We start from the raw sequence: 18,218 nt of genomic DNA, 5'->3' as shown, positions 1-18,218 counted from the left end.
CGCGCAGGCGCCTGCGGCCGCCGCGCCCGCCGCGCCGGTCGATGTGGAGGCGGTGCTGCGGGAGATGGCAGCGCGCAACCCGCAGAAGCTGAACTGGCAAACCTCCATCGTGGACCTGATGAAGCTGCTCGACCTCGACAGCGGGCTCGCGGCGCGGAAGGAACTCGCCGGGGAACTCGGCTACACCGGCCCGCAGGACGGCAGCGCGGAGATGAACATCTGGCTGCACCGGGCGGTGATGCGCAAGCTCGCCGAGAATGGCGGCCGCGTGCCGGACAGCCTGAAGGGCTGAGGCTCAGCCGGCCGGCGGCGCGGCCGGCATCTCCACAACCTCCGGCGCATGGCCGAGCAGGCGCAGGAAGCGCAGCAGGTCCGCGGGGCGGATCGCGGTGGTCATGGTGTTGGTCAGGGGGTGGAAGTTGACCCAGGGGTGGCCTTCCATCAGCCCCCGGTCGAAGACCGGCCGGACCGTCCCCGGCACGGCATTCACCAGGCCGAAGGGGGTCACCGAGCCCGGCTCGACCCCCAGGTGCCGCAGCAGGTCCGCCGCCCCGCCGAACCCCATCCGCGGCGCCCCGACCGCGCGGGCGAGGGCATTGAGCGAAACCCGCCGGTCCTCCTCCAGCACCGCAAGCAGGAACGGCCCCTCCCCCTTCGCCGGCTGGAGGAACAGATTTTTCGAATGCCCCCCCGGCAGGTCCGGCCGCAGGGCCTTGCTTTCCTCGACCGTGAAGACGGGCGGATGACGGACGGTGCGCGCCTCGATCCCGAGGGAGACGAGGCGCGCGAGCAGGGTGTCCGGCGTATCGGGCATGGTCGGATGCAGGCACCAGGCATGTGGGGCGATGATGAGAGGGCGCACAGCGCAGCTTGTCCACGAGGGTGGCTTGCAATCCCCGCGCAACATGGTAGGAACCCGCCACGCCGACGGAGCGCGGGCGTAGCTCAGGGGTAGAGCACAACCTTGCCAAGGTTGGGGTCGAGGGTTCGAATCCCTTCGCCCGCTCCATCGAAAACCCCAGCAAATCAGCCACTTAGAGCGATTTTGGCCCAGATGGGCGCACCAGAACGTTTGTTCCGCGGGGTGCCGGATAGGGTGCCGTTTTCGCGTGGCTGTTGGCGGTTTTCGGCGAACGAAGCTGAACGGCGGCGACCTGACCGCACAAACCGCTTCGTAGCAGACGGCTTTGCGGCCTTCCCAACCCGGCCCCCGCCGCCATGTCGCGGGGTGCCATGCCTCTTCGCCGACGCCAGTTCCTGCCTCTCGCGGTCGCGCTGGCAGTGCTGCCCGGCCGCGCCCAGGCGGATCAGGCGGCGTGGCAGGCGTTGCGCGAAGGCGGCATCGTCCTCTTCCGCCACGCCATTGCCCCCGGCGGCGGCGACCCAGCCGGCATGCGCCTCGGCGACTGCACCACCCAGCGCAACCTCGATGCCACCGGCCGCCGCCAGGCCCGGCGCATCGGCGAAGCCTTGCGAGCTGCCGATATCGTCGTAGGCGCGGTGCTCGCCTCCGAGTGGTGCCGCACGATGGAGACAGCCGAGCTCGCCTTCCCAGGCCGCGCCGTGGACGAGCCCGCCTTCAACTCCTTCTTCGCGGACCGGAGTGCTGGGCCAGCGCAGACAGTGGCAGCTCGGGCCATCCTGATGGCGTGGAACGGCCCCGGCGCGCTGGTGGTGAGCACGCATCAAGTGAACATCACTGCCCTAACCGGCATCGTGCCCGCCTCTGGCGAGGGCGTCGTGCTACGGCGGGAGGGCAAAGCGCTCATAGTCGTCGGACGCATCCGACCGTAACCGCACGCGAGAGTAAGCACAGCCGGACACAAGAGCTGCATCGAACCCGGGGCGGTCGCTCGTTACAAGACGCTCGATGGCGAATGCGTCGGGAATTCATAGAACTTGATTGTGCCGTTCATTCCGAGCAGGTTGTGTTCGGCGCGGGGTCCGGAGGAACCAACCTTGGGCGACATCAAGCTCGGAGAGCCGTTCGGAATGGATCTCTCTGAGATTCCCGATACGGCTTGGTCCTTGTCACTTCAGCGGATCATTCATGACCTGCGCTCGGATTTCATCTATGCGCCGCATATTGGCTTCATTTACCGGAAAGCCGGCCAGGAACTTGCTGAGCTTCTCAAGCGGGAACTCAAGGACGGCCAGCACAAGCCAAGCCTCCCGTTGACAATTGAAGTTCCCAAATCGCACCGGATGCAAGTTAGAGCGAGACCGCCAAGGCCTGGCCCCACGTATTCCCGACCGGGCAGCATTCTCCTGCCTAAAGATCGCCTGCTTTACCAATTCCTAGCTGACAGGGCTGCTCCAATCATCGAAGCCAAGACTGATCACGCACGCTCATTTAGTCATAGGCTTGAAGGGGAGAACGCCCCGAATATGTTCAAGCCGACACGCGCATGCTGGGCAGAACTCCAGAAGAATCTCGCCGAGCACTCATCAAAGAGCGATTTGAAGTATATTGTTCGGATAGATGTCGCAGATTTTTTCGGATCTATCAATCAGCACACTTTGATTAACGTTCTAACAGACGCAGGTTTTCCCGCAAAATTTGCGTCGCGCTTGGAGGCGATACTAACAGCCTACACAGGGGACAGGAGTTCTAGGGGCATCATTCAGGGCATTTACCCGTCTGACCTGTTTGGAAACTTCTACATGGAGCCGATTGACCGCTCCCTTGCCGACCAAAATATTGCTTCGGCGCGCTATGTCGATGACATGTATATCTTTGTTGGTAGCGTTGATGCAGCAGAGCACCTTATGCGGTGGTTGATCCCCGAACTGAGGAGCTACGATCTTGTTCTAAATGAAGCTAAGTCTGCAATCCTTCCAAAAACTGCCTTAAATGCAGAAGAGCCAGATCTCGAAGCTTTATTTGAGCAGGCCGTCGAGGAAATTTCAGGCCAGATCGAAGAGGAAGACTTCCAGTCTGACTATGGTTTCCAGTCAGAGTGGGACGCTGAAAATCAAGGAGAGAAGTCCGAAGCGGAGAGCGAAAGGGGAACGGCCGACCCCCTTGAATTGGAGGCAACAAAACTTCTCTTTGATGCCATCGCAGATCATCCTGGCCACGAGGAAAATATTGAGAGATTCTGCCTCCCGTTGTTTGCTAAGGCGTCCTCGGAATATGCGGTTGAGCATGTCCTTGAATCTTTCAAGAAGCGCCCTTCTATGTCGCAAATATACATGGCCTATCTGGCAAAATTTCTTGATGACGCATCGGTTTACTCGTTTCTATGTGAGAATCTTGGAGATCGGTCATTGATGGATTGGCAGGCGATGTGGATCCTCGCTGCCCTGATCATGAGAAAGCCAAACGACGACACCCCAGTAAGAATGGCACTTCATCTGTTGAGGAACGGATCGACGCATGACGCGACGAGAGCAGCGGCCGCGATCTATGTTGGCCGCTATGGTGATGCAGCCAGACGCCGCGCCTTGGTGAGCATCTACCCAGCAGTCTCTCCCTATGTGCAGGCAGCAATCTATTTCTCGTCCCAATACTGGCCGAAAGTTGAACGAAACAATGCCAAGGCGCAGTGGGGAGCTCTTGGTGTCCTGAACGAACTGCTCACTAGGGCAATGTCAAAATAGGGGCCAAATACGCGCGAAGCGGAATGCTGATCCCGGCCGCGCGGGTTGGCGCACTGGGCTCGCCGGCCCGCATCGCGCTGGCTGACCGCGCGGTGGCGCTGGTCGAGGGGCGGCTCGCCGCCGGCAAGGGAGCCGCGGCGGCGTGGGAGCACACCGGCCTCGCGACGCTGCTGGCGGACATCCTGCTGGCTGAGGGCCGGCTCGACGCTGCCTGGGCGGTGACGCGCGCGCCCGGCCTGCCCGACCACGCGTTGCGCCGCCTTGCCGAGGCGAGCGAGGCGGCGATGCCGGAGGGGGCGCTTGCTGCGTATGCTGGCTTGGTCGAGCGCCAGGTCGCGCTCACGAACCGGCAGGGCTACGAGGAGGCCTGCCGGCTCGTCGCCCGCATGGCCGCGCTATGCGCTCGGCGCGGCGAGGAGGCCGAGCACCGTGCCTTCATTGAGGACCTGCTCCGGCGTTACGGCGCCAAGCGCAGCTTCGTAGCGCTGCTGCGCAACGCAGCGCGACATATCCCCTAGCGCGGCCCAATGCGCGGGTGGAACGCCTCACATGTAGTAGCGGAACGGAAGGGGCGGTGTGTCGTCCGTCGGTGCAGCGGTAAGGATTGTGCCCACGTCGTCCGCAAAGCCCAACGTCACCGGGAGCCCGACCGCATAGTCCGCCGAGTTGTAGTTCAGCTTCGTCAGCGCCAGAACGTCCCCGAGCACCGCTTCCATGTCAGCATCGCCGCGCACGAGGTCCACGGCAAGGGGACGCGGCACCTCCCAGCCAGGATAGGTGTTGAGGCGGGGGACGAAGCCATTGGTCCATAAAAACGCCTTTCTCGGCGCGAGCAGCAGCGCGTGGCCGCGTAAAAGTGGCATCTTGCCGGGGGTAAACACCTTCAGATCACTTACTTGGCGGATGCGCACGCCAACGAGGTTCGTCTCGGCGGGCACAGCCGAGGCGAAGCCCTCCCACTCCTCATCAGAGAAGCCAATCTTACCGTGGACGAACAGTTCTTTCGGGGCCTCGCCGTCGTGCTTAGCCCGGAACTCCTCGACGACAACTCCGATGAGATCGGCGGCAGCCGCGCGACTTAAGTGAAACTCGCGGCGGTCCTTGCTCCGCCAAGGCCCCATCGCCCCCCGAAAGACCGTTCCTGCGCCGGAGGCGAGGAACATCTGTGCACCGCAGCAGGCGTGAGTCTCGGGCCCGTCGGGAACGTGCTTGAAGACAAGACCTACGTATGCGACGCCCGGTCTCGCGGCAGCGAGGCCCCACGGCTTTCCCTCAGCCTTGAAGAATGTGGCCACCCCGAGATTCCAAGCTCTGGTGGCCTCATCCTGGAGGCGCCGCACCGGGCGGCCCGTGTTCGACAGGAAGTCGTCCGGGGCGATGGTTGTCTCGCGCAGGAGCTGCACGGCGACCCGCTCCTTCAGCAAACGGGCTTTCAGTTGGTTATGAAAATCGGCAGAGAACTTGTGAAGCTCCGCTGCGGCGTTGTCCTCGGCAAAGAGCAGGCCTTGGCCCCTGGCGATGCTGGACCGGACGAGCCGTGATCCGGCGCGGGTGTCCCCGGGTCGCTGGCGGTCGCGCGGGACTACCGACTCTTGCCTGCCGTAGCGGTAGATGTCCTCCGGCAGGAGGACGAACCAGAGCGTCGGCCTAGCCTCCTCGCGCCGGAGGTGGGCGAGTATTGGGTTCAAGTAAAGGCCAACTGCCTTGTAGACGGCCTCCTGGCGGGACTTGATCTGGATAGCGTCCACCAAGTCGTCGAGCCGCAGCGCGATGCGCGCCATAGGCCGTTCCGGCCATTCACACGCGAACGCCGCCTCGAAGCCCGGCCAGGGCATGTGGTGCGCCCTCGCCCCGTCGGGCACCGGGATGTAACCGCGCATCCGTGCGGCCCAACGGTCGTAGCGACCGAGGCCCTCGGACGTGCCGATCACGCCGAGACGAAGTTGCCGGGGGTGGGTCTCGTCGATGACCGGCCCGAAGAGGAACAGGCCGTCCTTCGGGTTGTCCGCGGTCTGGCCGTGGCCGAACGACAGTTCGGGCTCGGGCAGGAGGATGGTTGGGAGGCTGGTCATCCCTCGTCCTCGCCGTCGTCCGGGCGCTCCGGCGCCTGCACTACTTCGTCGAACTCGATGTCCTCGGCCTCGGTTGCCTCGTCGTCCTCCGGGTCCCGGTCGAAGGACCAGTCCGTGCTGAGAAGCAGCGGGTGCGCCGCGATCTCGACGCGCGCGTCGCCGACCTCCATGCGGATCCGCGGCTCTTCGTCGGAAAGGAAGGCCATCGCCGCGGAGAGCCTGTCGCGCCACGCGTCATTCCACCAGCCGCCGCAAAGCGACTTCCGAAGGCGTTGGACCTTGTTCTTATCAGTCAGGAGGGGGCCGCCCTTCGGTCCGAAGGCCACGTGCGTGCGGACCTGGAGGCGCATTGGCTCGCGTAACTCGAATCGTGCGGACAGGGCGACGTGCCAAAGCGTGCCCAGCTTGCCCTTCCGTCCCACCAGCTGCCGCCAGGAGCGCTTTCCGTTCGCCCCCGCATACCAGCCCTTGTTGTCTGGCGCGAACCCGTCGGCGAACTGCCAGACGGTCGCGTGCGCCATGTCGTGGGGGAGAAGACCGCGGGACCTGGCAAAGGCCGACCAGGCTCGGTTGCACAGGTCGGTGACCATGCGTCGGGCGTCAGCTGGCGCGACCTTGAACTCCGCATCCCTGCTCCCCCTGGCGAGGAAGTCCGCGGTCCTCACGGAGGCAGGTGTGGCAAGCTGCCCCGGAAGCGACAGGGCATCAGCGACCGCCTGGGCGGAAGCGAAGGTCGCGATGCAGTCGCCGAACTTGATGTGGGGGATGGCGAGCCGCGCGGTTAGCGCGTCCCACGATTCCCGCATCATCGGCGAGGCGACGAGGTTGATCATCGGCGGCAGGCCGAGAACGGGATACCAATTCGTCCTGAGCGTCTCCTGTCTCCTCTCGGCCCGCGCGGCCTTCGAGACCGCCGCTTGGTGGTCGCGCCAAGCCCGCATGGCCGCGCCGTCCTGAATGGAACGGCAAGGGACGCCCGCCTTCTGCAGCGCCTCCTGGAGCTGCTTCAATCCCTTCACCCACCCGCGGGCAAAGTCCACATAGTTCACCTGAACGAGGGGTGGCGGCACCGCGGGGATGTCCTCCAGCCGCACCGGAATGATGAAGTTCTTCACCCCCGAGCGGAGCACCTGAACTCCGATGCCCAACTCGTCGTGGAAGCCGCGTTTCGTGCGGCTGATGGACGCCATCGAGAGTATCGGAATGTAGGCGGCGGAATCGTTGCGTAGTGCGTCCTCGATGTCGTCCCAGTGGGTCTCGCCGCCCTTTAGACGCTTAAGGTCGAACCATACATCGTATCCAGCGGCGGTCAGGCGCGCCCCAAGCCAGAGCGTGAAGGCGTTGTCCTGAGGCGTGGCGTGACCAAGAAAGACGAGGCGCCGAGTCGTCATCCAGTAGGAATACACGAGTCGGATCGAGCGTCGGAATAGCCCGCGAGCGCCTCCTCGCCCGGCATTACCGCCGCGTCCCTCAACACGCCGCGCCGCCGCCTTCGACGGCGGTGCGAAGTGCTCCAGGCAGACCCGGCAGACGCCTGCCCCCTTGGCCAGCCCCCGGCACCTCGCTGCGGATGGCCGCCCCGCCCGCGTAGGCGGACCTGTAGGGGCCCTGAAGCGGTGGGGCGGCCCCCAGGTGCGCGCGGGCTGCCCCGAAGGCGCAGGCGGCCCCTACAGCCGCCCCGGCGATGGGTTTGGCCGCCGCCTCTCCCCTTGATGGCAGGGATTCCACCCCTCGAGCCCTGCTGGTGTCCTGCGCCGCGACCCAAGAAGCAGGTGCCGTGCCCGGTAAAGGGGTGACCGGCGGCAACACGCCGCCGGTCGCCCCAACACATGGACCACCAGAATGCTCGACCGCCGCCAGCATCGCGACGCCCTGCACAGCTTCATCGCCGACCGCCGACCCGACCTGGCCGTCAGCTTCAACTTGAAGCACGCCCTCAACTTCGACACCCTGCAATCCACCATCCACCTGTTCATGAACAAGCTGCAGCGGGTGGTCGACGGCAGGAACTGGAACCGCGTGCCGCCCGCGGACCGGCCGGCTGCCATCGGCATGCTGGAGAACCCCGACACCAACCCGCATGTGCATGCCTCACTCTACGCGCCGGCACGCTATGTCGAGTTTCTCCTGAGCGATGCAGCACAGCCCCTCTGGTCGAGTTGCCACCGAAACTGCGGTCAGCTGGACGTTGCGCCACCGCGGGACGTACGGCGCTGGGCCAGCTACCAGATCAAGTTCGTCCGTGGCGGTGAGGCACTCGACTGCATGGTGCTCTACGTTCCCCAGGCCCGCGTGGCCAACTCGTCGCTTCAGCCCGCAAGACAGCTAGCTGAGCCGTGAACACGCCCTCTTCAGGGGCGCGCAACGCGCTGCGCCCAATCGATAATGTAGGGGCAGCCCGATGATGTGCGCCGCGCCAATGCGCAGGCACGGAGGAAGAGCCGGATCAACATCGGCGAGCTATGCCTGGAGCACGACGCAGGCGGCTCAAGACAGGCAGTTAACGGCTGTAGCGGCCCCGTAGACGCGTTGACTCGCTGTCACGCCGCGTGCCGCGCTGCTCAGCGGCGCTGTCGCACTCGCCCGTGCTGGAGCACGTCGATGTGCAGCTCAGCAAATGTCGAGCAACGCCGGCATGACGAAGTGCACGAAGATCACGTTCAAGGCCGTCAAGTCGGACCGTAAACGCCTGATCGGGAGCTACTCGTCAATGCGCATCGTCGTGCAGCGGCTGCGAATGTCGTTTGCGGATACGCAAACGCCCGCGGCGCGGGTCATGCGGTGCGTGCCGCTTCGGGGAGCCTCGCCACCGCGCCACAGCTGGAGGCATCGTCGGTGACTCTTGACGAGTCGAGGCGGCGGCAGCGCCGGAGGTGACTAGGCCCGCACCACCCACCATGCCGGGGCGCCTCAGGGCGGCACTGAGGGGCTGGAGCAGTGTTTGCTAGCCCAACCCCTCAGTGCCGCCCCTCCACGCCCCTACAGCCCGCCTACATGGCTTAACGGGCAGGGTTGCCGTATCGCATGTGCACGGTTAGCCGGATGGCCCTATACCCAGCTGTGCCGAAAGGCCCGCCGCAGCTCCGTCGTGCCGATCACCAGGGAGGTATCGGCGAGGGTGGTGCGGTTACGCAAAATGCACCCGCGACACGCTGCCTTGTCGGGCACGCGCCGGGAGCTCTAGCGGCTTGGCGGCCACCGTCAGCGCCGCAGATCTTCCACTCCAAGCTCGCGCCACATCCAGCCGAAGTCATAGGCCGCCATCGGGTCGCCTGGCTCCCGCCGCGCCCCGTGGTTCTCCAGCAACTTCAGCCACGCAGCTACCTTCTCCCGCCCCTTCGCCGTTTTCACCGCCGTGCGCGGCGAGCGGTTGCTTAGGGACAGGATCGGCTCATCCAGCACCTGGCGGTAGTGATCATCAAGCGCCCTGGCGATCACCTCGCGCTCGACCTCAGGAGGCAGGCTGGCAGGTTGGCGCGGCCGCTCGTGCCGCTCGGCGAGCAGCCGGTCGAGATCGGCCCGCTCGACCAGCGGCGGGCCCACCAACGCGCCCAGCGCGCCCGCCAGCAGGGCCCGCCCCCGCTCAGCCCGCGCCTCGGAATTCGCGGTCAGGGACAGGCGCCGCGCCTTCAGCTCGAGATTGCCCAGCACCACCGCGCCATCGTCCATCGTGGTGACAAAGCTTTGCGTCCGCGGCTTGCGGCGGGCGGGCGGCGCGGCCTTCTCCTCCACCCAGTTCCAGAAGCCGGCATTCTCCTGCCGCAACCCTGGCACCTTCGCGAGAGCCGCGCGCACCGCGTCGAGGCGGACGTCGGCCGCCAGCGGGAAGTGCACCGTGACGAAGGCGAGTTTCTCCCCGGCGCTGTTGGTCACCTCGGGGCGGGAGGGGCGCAGCGCGGCCTTCAGCGCCGCATCCAGCCAGAAGGCGGTGAACAGGAAGCCGGCACCGGCGAGCACCAGCTCGACATCGGCCACGGCGCCAACCGCCGCCTCATCAACCGCGACGCCGAGCTCGCGTGCCAGCGCCGCCGCCTCGCCCGGCGCCCTCGCCAAGGTGCCGCGCAGCGCCTTCAGCAGCGCCTCGCTGGTATCGAAGTCGAAGACCATCAGCGCGCCGCTGATGACCGCGCGGTCGCCCTGGCGGATCAGCCGCGTCGCCAGCCGATCCCATTGGCGCGCACCGCGCGAGCCGGACTTCTCCATCACCCTCACGGGGTCGCCGACGCGGACGAGGTCCCGCAGCATCATGCTCTCGCCCGGCACGATGCCGCTCACCTCGAAGAGGCTCATCGGCGTGCGGCGTAGCGCGGCGATGTAGTCGCGCGTGCCGACGCCCTCTTTCCAGCCGCGCCGGCGGAGATACTCGTCGGCGAGGTTTCGGCCGTCCGGAAGGGTAAGGCCGAGAAGATCCTCGAACACCGCGCCGAAGACGGTGCTGACGGCGCCGTCGCCCAGCACCTCGCCGATGTCCGCCGGCGGAATACCGGCGGCGGCGCAGGCCTCGCCGACATGCCGGTTGAGCAGCGTGCCGAAGGGCTCGCGCCACTCAGGCCGACGAGACCAGGCGATCAGGCCAGCGAGGTCGTGCGGTGCAGACAACGGCATGAACCCGAGCAGGGTGGTCGCACCACGTTCGCCTGACCGGCACCTGGCGCGCAAGCCGCTGCATCGGCCGTGCACGTCCGACGGGCGCGACAGTAAACGCGGGCCGGCGGCCGCCCGTGCACGGCGGGCAAAGCGCCCGACGGCGACCGTCCGTGGTGGGGGATTCCTCCCAGCAAGCAGACGTAGTTCATGCTTCAACGCCCACGCGAGCGAGCATTGAGGATCGCCGCCCGAAGCTTCGGCGAAGCGGCAATCCCAATGCCGGCCAAGGCGGTCTTCAACAGGACGCATTGGCAGTAGCACTCCGCGGCGCCTCTCAGTTGGACAGCCGCGTCGGGCATGCTCAGGACATTTGCGCCAACAGCTTCGAAATCGCTGCCTTCACAGCTCCACGCCGCTCCCAACCAAGCGACGCGCTGATCGACCGGCGCCGCTCCAGATGCGAGATCGCAGTGATCCGATGCTGCAAGCCAGGCCGCGAAACCGTGGCTGCCAGCGTATCGTGCTCCAAGTAGCGCTTCGGGCGAACGGTGAGGCTGCCGATTGAAACGTCGTAGGGCATCAAGCATCGAAGCGCGAAGCGATGCACACCTTCCGCATCCAGATGAGACTCTCGAATCTCCAGGTAACTGGACAGGTTTCGGATGAGCGGCTCGCAGGAAGACGACAGAAGCAGCATCCCGAACGCCACGCTCACCGCATAGACGTTCGCGATGGCCACTTCGCGTTCCGCCGGAGTGAGTCCGACGATTCCACACCCGCGGCGGCTGGCTTCCAGGCTACGCACGAACGTAAGTCCGACACTCGAGCACCAGTTCAACCCAAGGCCATCGATCCACAGGTCAAGGACGAAGACATAGACCGGGGGCTGGCACACGGCGTGGCTGTTGCTATCCCTGCCGGCCATCAGGAGTTCATCGATCCCCGCGACGAGATCGGGCGGAGGCAATATCGCCTTCGAGAGGGTCTGAAACGGCGGCAGACCAAGCAGACGGGTGCGGCCGGTCGGCGACTTGAGGATAAGCGGCGCAACGCGGGGACGCTCCTCGAACTCACCGCGCTGGGCCGCATACTTCGGAATATAGCGCTGCTGAGAGGTCATATGAATTTCTCCTGTCTTCGTGTGAATTTTGCCGCATGGGCATAGGCGAACACTCGTGGTCGGACTGCATCGGGAGCTAACTCTTGCGGCGAACCTCCAGCTTTTCCGGATAGGCCGCCGGGTTCAGCCGCAGCGCGATGGCCCGCTCTGAGCGCCCATCTGGCGTCAATTTGCGATGGACGGCGTGGTGCACCTTCCCGGCCGCATCCGGCCCTTCGACCGTGAGCCCTCCGCAGGCGCGCAGCTGGGGCAGCAGGTCATCCGCGATGGTGCCGAACAGGGAGTCGAACTGCTTCCGTCGAAGCACCAGCTCCAACACGCCGCTTGGCGTCCGACGCAGCCAACCGACTGGTTCTCCGCCGCCCGGAGTGGCGTCCGCTCCGACCTCCGCAAAACGATGCCGTGCTTTTCCCAAGGCCAACTCGAGCCGTGCGACGGCATCCTGCTGCGCGCCAGCACGCAGGGACTCGCTGGCCATGCGGAACAGCCGGAAGGTGCCAATGCCTGGCTTTTCCCAATCAGCCGGGAGAATGCCCCAGTCGCGCGCTAGCAGACCCGCCGCAAACGCGAGCGCGAAGCGGCCGAGAATCCGCGAGACCTCCGGAGGCAGGGGGCCACGCTTGCGCGCCTCCGCTTCGAACCGTCGAGCGGCGGAGATCACCTTGTTGCGCAGTTCCTCCGGGTTGACCGAGAGCTCCCGCGTTAGGCGCATGATGAAGGCGCGCATAGGTGCGCCACCGCACGTCTCCGCGCTCGCGTTCAGCGCGTCGATCAAGGCGCTCGCGCCGCCGTCAGGCGCATGGTCGAGGATGCCAAATTCGCGCCCGACGAGATCGATGACGGACATCCGGACGCCCAGCGCAGGATCGTTCGCGGCGGCGTTCTTCGCATTGGTCGTGGTGATCGCGTTCGCGCTGCTGAGCAGCACGAACCTCGCGGGGGCCATCTCCTCCTGCCCCATGCGGACTTTCCCGCGGCCGCTCGCCAAGCTCATGGTCGCGAAGCTCAGCAGCTCGGTGCGAGCCCGCGGGCCGGCGCCTGCGACCAGCACCTCGTCGAGCAGGAGAACGCCATCGGCGCTGCGCTGCGCCATGAGCTCCAACCCGTTGGTCGTGGTTGCCCACGTCCCCATTGTGCCGATGCCGAGCAGCGAGCCCACAACGCGAAGCGCCGTGGTCTTCCCGCAACTCGTCGGGCCGACCAGCACCAACAATGGATTGTCGCGGACGCCGACTTCGGCGCCGAACAGCCGGATCAGGGGCGCCTGCAGCGCAAAGCAGAGGACGCCCTGCAGAAGCGTCTGCCTCTTGAGCAGCGGCCCGTAGAGTGCCTTCCAGGCCTGGAGGTCGCGTTGCTCCGCGTGAGCCGCATCTGCTCGGAAGTTGCAGATCAAGTCCGCGGTCCGAACACCGCCAGCAACGATGAAGGTGCCGTCCGGCAGCGCGTAGGCAGCGGTCGCGATCCAGCCGGGCCTGTCGGCCACGAGCAAAGACCTCGTAACCTCGGAGCGCTGGGCGACGAGGCGCCACAGACGACGCTTTTCCTCCGGATTGATGATCTCGATCCCGCGCTCGGCAAGGAACTCGAGGGCCTTCGACAAGGGGCCGACGAAGAGGCGACGGGGCACGGCGACGGAACCGGCACCCACGGTCACCAGCGCATAGCGCCGCCCGTGCTGGTCCGTGGCGCACTCGGCGGCGAGCTCGCCGCGACCGCTGTCGCGGAGGGGGGCGTGCTCAGTCACGGGACACCCCCCTTTCCCACTCTTCCCACCAGTTGCACGCCCCTGCACGGCGCTGCCCCTGCGTGGCGCGGCTGACGATGCAGTGTTGCTGAGCACACCCCATCAACTTGGCGGCTGGAGCCGTCGGCGGGACGCCTTGAGCCGTCTTCAGGGCACGTGACGCTGAATTACCTGTCGCCGTCATCGTCAGCCCCCACTGCCCAGGCCCATGCGCAGGCGCAAGCCGGCGACGGATTGCCGGTCGAGCCAGACGAGGTAGGCGCTGTGATACGGTTCGGGGATGCGGCGCTTTGCGCGGACACGCTTCAGGCCCTTCGGTGTCATGACGACGGGGCGGGAAGGCCACCAGCTCTGCAGCACGTAGGAGACTTGGCGGGGCGCGTCACGAAGCTGCTGGAAGAGCAAGGGCGCCCGCACGTCGGAAGTATTGGGGTTCTTGGGGAGGTGCTTCGCTTCCTCCTTCAGCTCCGCCTTCACTGGGCCGCGCAGCGCGAGGAGGTAGTCGCCCGCTGCGATGCCGTGGAAGTGCAGGATGAAGGTGTTCGACCGTGCCTCGTACTCCCCGTGCAGCTGGGCGTAGAGCCAGCCGCGCGGGTTGCGCGGCAGGTGCTTCAGGGCCAATCGGCGCAGCCAGGCGATCAGCCGCGTCGGGTCGGCGTCGTGCAGCTCGTCAGCGTGGACCGCGTGCGCGGGCCAGACGAGAGTGAAGGGCTTCACCTCCAGCCCAGCCGCACCGGCCTCTCGGGTGCGGACGAGCAACACGCTGCCCTGCGCCCGCTGGAACGCGCGGGTGTAGAGGGGATGGGCGAGCGAGGCAGGCGGGGCTTCACCGTCGCCGCAGGTCAGCCGCATGGCGAGGGCACGCACCACTGAAGTGCTCGACAACGACAGCCGCCTGATGCGCTCGTCGAGTTCTGCACGCGCCTCTTCATCCGTCGAGAAGGCGGGCTTCGTCTTGGTTGCGCGGACCAGCTTCGCCGGATCGTAGACGAGGCGTGTCGGCGCGAGGCGACTGAAGGGGGGATTGCGGGGACGGCCGGGGCGCGCCGCTTGGGCAGCGGAGAACTGCGCGGCGTGCAGCTTGACCACGGAAGTCGCAAACAGAGGTGCGGCCTGCTTCAGCGAAGCCTTCGGCTGTTTCACCGCTCGGTTGCGGGGCGCCGGCATCACCGCGCGCCCTTCACCGGCGGCAGGGTTGCGATCCAGGCCTCGAAGTCGCTGCGCCGAATCATGGTGCGTCGGCCGAGCTTCACGGCCGGTAATTCGCGTTCCTTGATCTTCTTGAAGATCGTGGTGCGGCCCTGCAGGGTCTTGGCGCAGACCTCAGGAATGTCCATCAGGGACATGCCGTCGACAGGGGGCTGAGCAGTAGCGTGATCCGTGCGATGCGGATCATCGCCAGCGGCTTGGTTTTTCGGAAACTGCGGCACTGGAACCTCCGTGGTGGAGATCCCGTGTGCCATCAACGAAGATGCCGCGATGTAGCACAGAACTGTGCTTGAAGCGCTCTGCTAATCCGAAAATACGCTTTATTTATAAAGCACTAGACCTGTTCGAGAGACCCACGCGAATTCGTTCCGATATAGGAATGGGCCACAGAGGCAGCCACCGCCCCTCCCAATGACCGCACCATTCTATATCGGCTCGCACGGCCTCAATTTCGCGCTCGATGGCCCCGTCAACAGGCCTCTCCCGCCCCAAGAGCGCCAACTCGCGCTGGGTGGGGCGGTGGGCATAGTCACTGGATAGATCTACAGGAGCGTTGGGGCTCTCGTGAGCAAAGGCCACGTCGACACGCAGGCAGCGATAATGCGTGGAAGGCGCGAGAGGGTCGCTTGGACGCAGTCGTTGAACGCGAATGAGCCGGCCGAACCTGATAACGCGCTCTGCCTCCGCCGCGGCTGCAACCAAGCTGCGAACATCTTCCTTGGACAGCGATATCCGGCTGGGCCAGCCCATCGCATTTCGTAGCTCGGCAAAAACTCTGTTGGCGCGTTTCGACGAGGATGCGGCTCTCTTGAGGCTGCGCTTTTGGAACTCCACGTCCACCGCGGGGTCACGGAGATCGGCAAGCAGGGCCGATTCGTCCATGTCGGTTTCCACGGTATGCATGGTCACGGGGAAACGCTGCAGACGATGGAGGAGGTCTTGTGTCTGCCCTCTACGGATTTCCGCGAACCCGTCTCGCGCTGCCGATCCCCCGCGCGCGGCAGCCAGATTCAAGGCGACTGAGTCAGGTGCCGCTAACTCCTCGACCGGTATTCCAAATTCCAGGGCCATCGCCCACACGATTTCCACGCGAACCGGTCTTCCTTTTCGCGCGCGATAGAGAACTGCGCTTAGCCTGATGCAGGCGTCCCCGTCGTCACCGCAAAGGAGCCTAGCCAGCTTTGGAATGTTGACGTTCTCACCGAGCAGGGCAGACAGGGCGTCGAGCAGGCTTGGGATTGTGTCCGGCAGCAGGACCATGGAGTTGACGAAGCGTCCTTTTCGGGCGCTGTCGCTCGTGTCCTGCGCAAGTTCGGTGTCCTGGGTAATTTCCGTCCGGGGCCGCAGAGCTTCATGGGCCTCAGCAGATCGGGCGGTGAGGTCGGCAGCGGATATGCGCCGCAGGCGAAGGCGGCGCTCGTAAAACTCTTCGAGGATCGCTTCGTCCGCCGGCGGCGGAAACGGAATGGTGCCCCAATCCATATCAGTGCAGTGGGATCAACGCTGCTTGCTCCTGTGAGGGAACCGTCTCTTGCGCGCCATAATGAGCCCTGCCCGGCCATGTCATCAATGACGCCAGGGGAGGACTGGCTAAACTGGGCAGGGGTAACGGCCGACGCGACCACCCCTGCCCTGACGCAGACTTCGGCGTCCCGTCTACTTAACGTACTCCGTTGGCGGGCGGGAGGGCGACGGCGGTGAGCGGCTTCGCCACCTGGGGCATCTCGGGGAAGTCGCGCCACTTCAGCCGCAGGGTTGCCCCGTTGTGCTCCAGGCGCTGGACAACCGCTTCCCACCAGCCGCCATTCTCGTCGTCCCAGGCGAGCACGACCGAGCCGACCTTCACCGCGGCGAGCGGGTTGCCAGACGATGCCAGGGCCACCGGTGGGGCGGGCACCGGCACCGGCGTGGCGAGGGCGACCAGCCGCTCATAGGTCGCCCGCTTTATCAGCGGCAGGGTCGGCTTGCCGGTCGCGGCGAGCTTGCCCTCGGGGAAGTCCGGGTCGACTTGGTTGAGCTTCACTTGGTCGACCTCGATGATCTTCGCCGTGCTGCCTTCCAGCGCCTTGGCGATGGCATCTCGGCCGGCGGGGTCGAAGCTGGCGCCCCGGGCTGGGCCGTTGCTGTCGGCGTCGATCACCACGAGCCGCTTCGGCGTCGCGTTCATGCTGCTGACCTTTCGTGAGGGGTAGGGGTTGTCGGGGCAAATACTGCCCCAGTGTGAATATAACCCTATAACAAACAAATCTACAAGCAGAGTATTCACACTGTTCAATTCACCCCACGACGCCGTTAGTAGATTTTTTGTTTGGTCCGTTTCTCTCAGCATTTGTCGTAAATGGATAGTTCTTGGAGGTTTCTTCGACCCGGCACCCTTGTGTCGGGGCAGCTCGGCTGGCGGAGCGCTACGCTGGCGAGCGCGGCGGCACCGGCGCGTCGAGGCCCGCCGTGATGCCCTCCTTCCGCGCCCGTTCGCCGGCGACCGCGGACGTTCGGTAATTCTGTTTGTAGTCAATGGCTTAGATCGGCTATACTGCCCCTGCTGGCAGGCCTCCGCCGCTCACTGCCGCGATCAACCCGCAGCGGCACCCCCGACATCCATCCATGCCTCTCAGCGACACCAAGCTTCGCGCGGTGCGACCCACCGGCGCGCGCGTCGAGCTGCCCGACCGCGGTGGGCTGTCCCTCCGCGTCGGCGCCAGCGGCGCCATGACCTGGACCCTCACCTATCGGGTGAAGGGCAAGGGAGACCCCGGCGAGGGCCGGGTCGCCCGCCTCGCCGGCCCAAAGTGCCGCATGGCCCTCGGCAGCTACCCCGCCATGGGCCTCAGCGAGGCCCGTGAGGCCGCCCTGGCGGCTCGCAGGCTCGCCCGTGACGGCATCGACCCAGGCGCCGCCCAGCGGGCTCAGGCGGCCGCCCAGGCGGCTGCCATTACCGTCGCCGACTTGATCGAGCGCTACGCCGCCGACCATCTGCGTCGCAACCTGCGCTCCGCCCCCGTGGTGGAGGCGCTGCTGGCCCGTCACGTCCGCCCCGCCTGGGGTCACCGGCCGGTGGCGGAGGTCACGCGCGGTGATCTGCTGAAGCTGCTCGACGATGTCCGCCAGCCCCGCCCCGTCGAGGTGAGGACCCGCGGGCGGGGAACCTTCACTGTCGACCGCGGCGGTGCGGGCGCCGCCGCCGAGGTGCGCAAATGGGTGCGGGCGATGTTCCAGTATGCTGTCGAGGCCGAGATGCGGCCCGACAACCCCTTTGCGGGGGTGCGGAACCGTGACCGTGCGAGGCCGCGCGACCGGGTGCTGTCGATGGAGGAGTTGCGGGCGGTGTGGACGGCGGCGTGTGCGACGCCCTACCCCTGGGGCCCGTTCTACCAATTGCTGATCCTGACCGGCTGCCGGCGAGGCGAATGGGCGACGGCCCGATGGTTATGGCTGGACGAGGCCTGGTCGGCGCTCGAGATCCCCGCCGAGCACTACAAGACCGACCGGCCCCACGTGGTGCCGCTCAGTCCGCTCGCGCGCAGCATCGTCGCCGCGCTGCCAGCGCCGGTAACGGGGGATCACCTGTTCTCGTCGGATGGCGGGCAGACGGCCATTGCCGGGTTCAGCGATGCGAAGGCGGCGCTGGAGCGACTGGCGGCGGCCTACTACGGTGGGCCGATGACGCCCTGGGTGGTGCATGACCTTCGGCGGTCGATGGCCACCCACATGGAGCGGCTGGGAGTGGCGCCGCATGTCATCGAGGCTTGCCTCGGACATGTGCTGAAGGGGGTCGCCGGCACCTACCGCCGATACAACTTCCTGCCCGAGAAGCTCGATGCCCTTCAGCGATGGGCTGACACCGTGCGGGAGACGCGAACGCTGACCGCCGCAGCAGCTTAAC

The 18,218-nt window shown here is 66.0% G+C and carries 16 protein-coding genes and 1 tRNA gene; 7 read left to right on the top strand and 10 right to left on the bottom strand.

Annotated features, from left to right (window positions below; all coding sequences use genetic code 11):
* Positions 1 to 292, top strand: a 292-nt coding sequence (locus ACK8OX_RS07805; RefSeq protein ID WP_430663401.1) for a DUF3597 domain-containing protein, incomplete at its 5' end; no start/stop codon positions are given.
* A gap of 3 nt (positions 293 to 295) precedes the next feature.
* Here ACK8OX_RS07805 and ACK8OX_RS07800 read toward each other — a convergent pair.
* Positions 296 to 814 (bottom strand): prolyl-tRNA synthetase associated domain-containing protein, encoded by a 519-nt coding sequence (locus ACK8OX_RS07800; RefSeq protein WP_430663400.1) that lies wholly within the window; start codon positions 812 to 814, stop codon positions 296 to 298.
* A gap of 120 nt (positions 815 to 934) precedes the next feature.
* On the opposite strand from ACK8OX_RS07800, the gene ACK8OX_RS07795 reads away from it, so the two are divergent.
* The 4 genes from ACK8OX_RS07795 (at position 935) to ACK8OX_RS07780 (ending at position 4,121) form a co-directional block, all read left to right on the top strand.
* Positions 935 to 1,009, top strand: a tRNA-Gly gene (locus ACK8OX_RS07795).
* A 224-nt stretch (positions 1,010 to 1,233) separates the two neighbouring features.
* Positions 1,234 to 1,794, top strand: coding sequence for a histidine phosphatase family protein (locus tag ACK8OX_RS07790; protein ID WP_430663399.1), 561 nt, complete (start codon positions 1,234 to 1,236; stop codon positions 1,792 to 1,794).
* 165 nt (positions 1,795 to 1,959) lie between these two features.
* Positions 1,960 to 3,603 (top strand): RNA-directed DNA polymerase, encoded by a 1,644-nt coding sequence (locus ACK8OX_RS07785; protein WP_430663398.1) that lies wholly within the window; start codon positions 1,960 to 1,962, stop codon positions 3,601 to 3,603.
* 23 nt (positions 3,604 to 3,626) lie between these two features.
* A complete protein-coding gene (locus tag ACK8OX_RS07780; RefSeq protein WP_430663397.1) occupies positions 3,627 to 4,121 on the top strand; it encodes a hypothetical protein in 495 nt (164 codons plus the stop codon).
* 27 nt (positions 4,122 to 4,148) lie between these two features.
* On the opposite strand, the gene ACK8OX_RS07775 is transcribed toward ACK8OX_RS07780, so the two are convergent.
* The gene (locus tag ACK8OX_RS07775; protein WP_430663396.1) at positions 4,149 to 5,675 is read right to left on the bottom strand and encodes an argonaute/piwi family protein; all 1,527 of its coding nucleotides are present in this window, start codon (positions 5,673 to 5,675) and stop codon (positions 4,149 to 4,151) included.
* Positions 5,672 to 7,066 (bottom strand): toll/interleukin-1 receptor domain-containing protein, encoded by a 1,395-nt coding sequence (locus tag ACK8OX_RS07770; protein WP_430663394.1) that lies wholly within the window; start codon positions 7,064 to 7,066, stop codon positions 5,672 to 5,674. The genes ACK8OX_RS07775 and ACK8OX_RS07770 overlap by 4 nt, the downstream gene beginning before the upstream one ends.
* A gap of 451 nt (positions 7,067 to 7,517) precedes the next feature.
* Here ACK8OX_RS07770 and ACK8OX_RS07765 point away from each other — a divergent pair, with 451 nt between their 5' ends.
* Positions 7,518 to 8,015, top strand: coding sequence for a hypothetical protein (locus ACK8OX_RS07765; RefSeq protein ID WP_430663392.1), 498 nt, complete (start codon positions 7,518 to 7,520; stop codon positions 8,013 to 8,015).
* A gap of 861 nt (positions 8,016 to 8,876) precedes the next feature.
* Here ACK8OX_RS07765 and ACK8OX_RS07760 read toward each other — a convergent pair.
* From ACK8OX_RS07760 to ACK8OX_RS07730, 7 genes are all read right to left on the bottom strand, one after another.
* On the bottom strand, positions 8,877 to 10,571 hold the full coding sequence (locus tag ACK8OX_RS07760) for a hypothetical protein (RefSeq protein ID WP_430663391.1): 1,695 nt from the start codon (positions 10,569 to 10,571) through the stop codon (positions 8,877 to 8,879).
* A 52-nt stretch (positions 10,572 to 10,623) separates the two neighbouring features.
* Positions 10,624 to 11,382 carry a hypothetical protein gene (locus ACK8OX_RS07755; protein WP_430663390.1) on the bottom strand — a complete coding sequence of 253 codons (759 nt, stop codon included), beginning with the start codon at positions 11,380 to 11,382 and terminating at the stop codon, positions 10,624 to 10,626.
* 76 nt (positions 11,383 to 11,458) lie between these two features.
* A complete protein-coding gene (locus ACK8OX_RS07750) occupies positions 11,459 to 13,126 on the bottom strand; it encodes a DUF927 domain-containing protein (protein ID WP_430663389.1) in 1,668 nt (555 codons plus the stop codon).
* A gap of 186 nt (positions 13,127 to 13,312) precedes the next feature.
* The gene (locus tag ACK8OX_RS07745; protein ID WP_430663388.1) at positions 13,313 to 14,293 is read right to left on the bottom strand and encodes a hypothetical protein; all 981 of its coding nucleotides are present in this window, start codon (positions 14,291 to 14,293) and stop codon (positions 13,313 to 13,315) included.
* Positions 14,293 to 14,589 carry a helix-turn-helix domain-containing protein gene (locus ACK8OX_RS07740; protein WP_430663387.1) on the bottom strand — a complete coding sequence of 99 codons (297 nt, stop codon included), beginning with the start codon at positions 14,587 to 14,589 and terminating at the stop codon, positions 14,293 to 14,295. Before ACK8OX_RS07740 ends, ACK8OX_RS07745 begins: the two co-directional genes overlap by 1 nt.
* 70 nt (positions 14,590 to 14,659) lie before the next feature.
* Entirely contained in the window at positions 14,660 to 15,817 is a 1,158-nt protein-coding gene (locus ACK8OX_RS07735; protein ID WP_430663386.1) for a hypothetical protein, read from the bottom strand.
* A 178-nt stretch (positions 15,818 to 15,995) separates the two neighbouring features.
* Complete coding sequence (locus ACK8OX_RS07730; protein WP_430663385.1) at positions 15,996 to 16,502, bottom strand: hypothetical protein; 507 nt, start codon at positions 16,500 to 16,502, stop codon at positions 15,996 to 15,998.
* 437 nt (positions 16,503 to 16,939) lie between these two features.
* Between ACK8OX_RS07730 and ACK8OX_RS07725 the strand changes: the two genes are divergently transcribed.
* Positions 16,940 to 18,217, top strand: coding sequence for a tyrosine-type recombinase/integrase (locus ACK8OX_RS07725; protein ID WP_430663384.1), 1,278 nt, complete (start codon positions 16,940 to 16,942; stop codon positions 18,215 to 18,217).
* The last annotated feature ends 1 nt before the right edge of the window (position 18,218 follow it).

Source organism: Falsiroseomonas sp. CW058 (assembly GCF_050563535.1).
Classification (GTDB): domain Bacteria; phylum Pseudomonadota; class Alphaproteobacteria; order Acetobacterales; family Acetobacteraceae; genus Falsiroseomonas.
The sequence above is the reverse complement of the archived record's forward strand: the minus strand, read 5'-3'. Positions and strand labels throughout refer to the sequence as shown.

Bases quoted from the DNA above. Each gene is read 5' to 3' on its own strand.
- ACK8OX_RS07775 (WP_430663396.1), bottom strand. From the start codon at position 5,675: ATGACCAGCCTCCCAACCATCCTCCTGCCCGAGCCCGAACTGTCGTTC.
- ACK8OX_RS07790 (WP_430663399.1), top strand. From the start codon at position 1,234: ATGCCTCTTCGCCGACGCCAGTTCCTGCCTCTCGCGGTCGCGCTGGCA.
- ACK8OX_RS07765 (WP_430663392.1), top strand. From the start codon at position 7,518: ATGCTCGACCGCCGCCAGCATCGCGACGCCCTGCACAGCTTCATCGCC.
- ACK8OX_RS07730 (WP_430663385.1), bottom strand. From the start codon at position 16,502: ATGAACGCGACGCCGAAGCGGCTCGTGGTGATCGACGCCGACAGCAAC.
- ACK8OX_RS07770 (WP_430663394.1), bottom strand. From the start codon at position 7,066: ATGACGACTCGGCGCCTCGTCTTTCTTGGTCACGCCACGCCTCAGGAC.
- ACK8OX_RS07755 (WP_430663390.1), bottom strand. From the start codon at position 11,382: ATGACCTCTCAGCAGCGCTATATTCCGAAGTATGCGGCCCAGCGCGGT.
- ACK8OX_RS07800 (WP_430663400.1), bottom strand. From the start codon at position 814: ATGCCCGATACGCCGGACACCCTGCTCGCGCGCCTCGTCTCCCTCGGG.
- ACK8OX_RS07745 (WP_430663388.1), bottom strand. From the start codon at position 14,293: ATGCCGGCGCCCCGCAACCGAGCGGTGAAACAGCCGAAGGCTTCGCTG.
- ACK8OX_RS07780 (WP_430663397.1), top strand. From the start codon at position 3,627: ATGCTGATCCCGGCCGCGCGGGTTGGCGCACTGGGCTCGCCGGCCCGC.
- ACK8OX_RS07725 (WP_430663384.1), top strand. From the start codon at position 16,940: ATGCCTCTCAGCGACACCAAGCTTCGCGCGGTGCGACCCACCGGCGCG.
- ACK8OX_RS07740 (WP_430663387.1), bottom strand. From the start codon at position 14,589: ATGGCACACGGGATCTCCACCACGGAGGTTCCAGTGCCGCAGTTTCCG.
- ACK8OX_RS07735 (WP_430663386.1), bottom strand. From the start codon at position 15,817: ATGGATTGGGGCACCATTCCGTTTCCGCCGCCGGCGGACGAAGCGATC.
- ACK8OX_RS07760 (WP_430663391.1), bottom strand. From the start codon at position 10,571: ATGCGTCCTGTTGAAGACCGCCTTGGCCGGCATTGGGATTGCCGCTTC.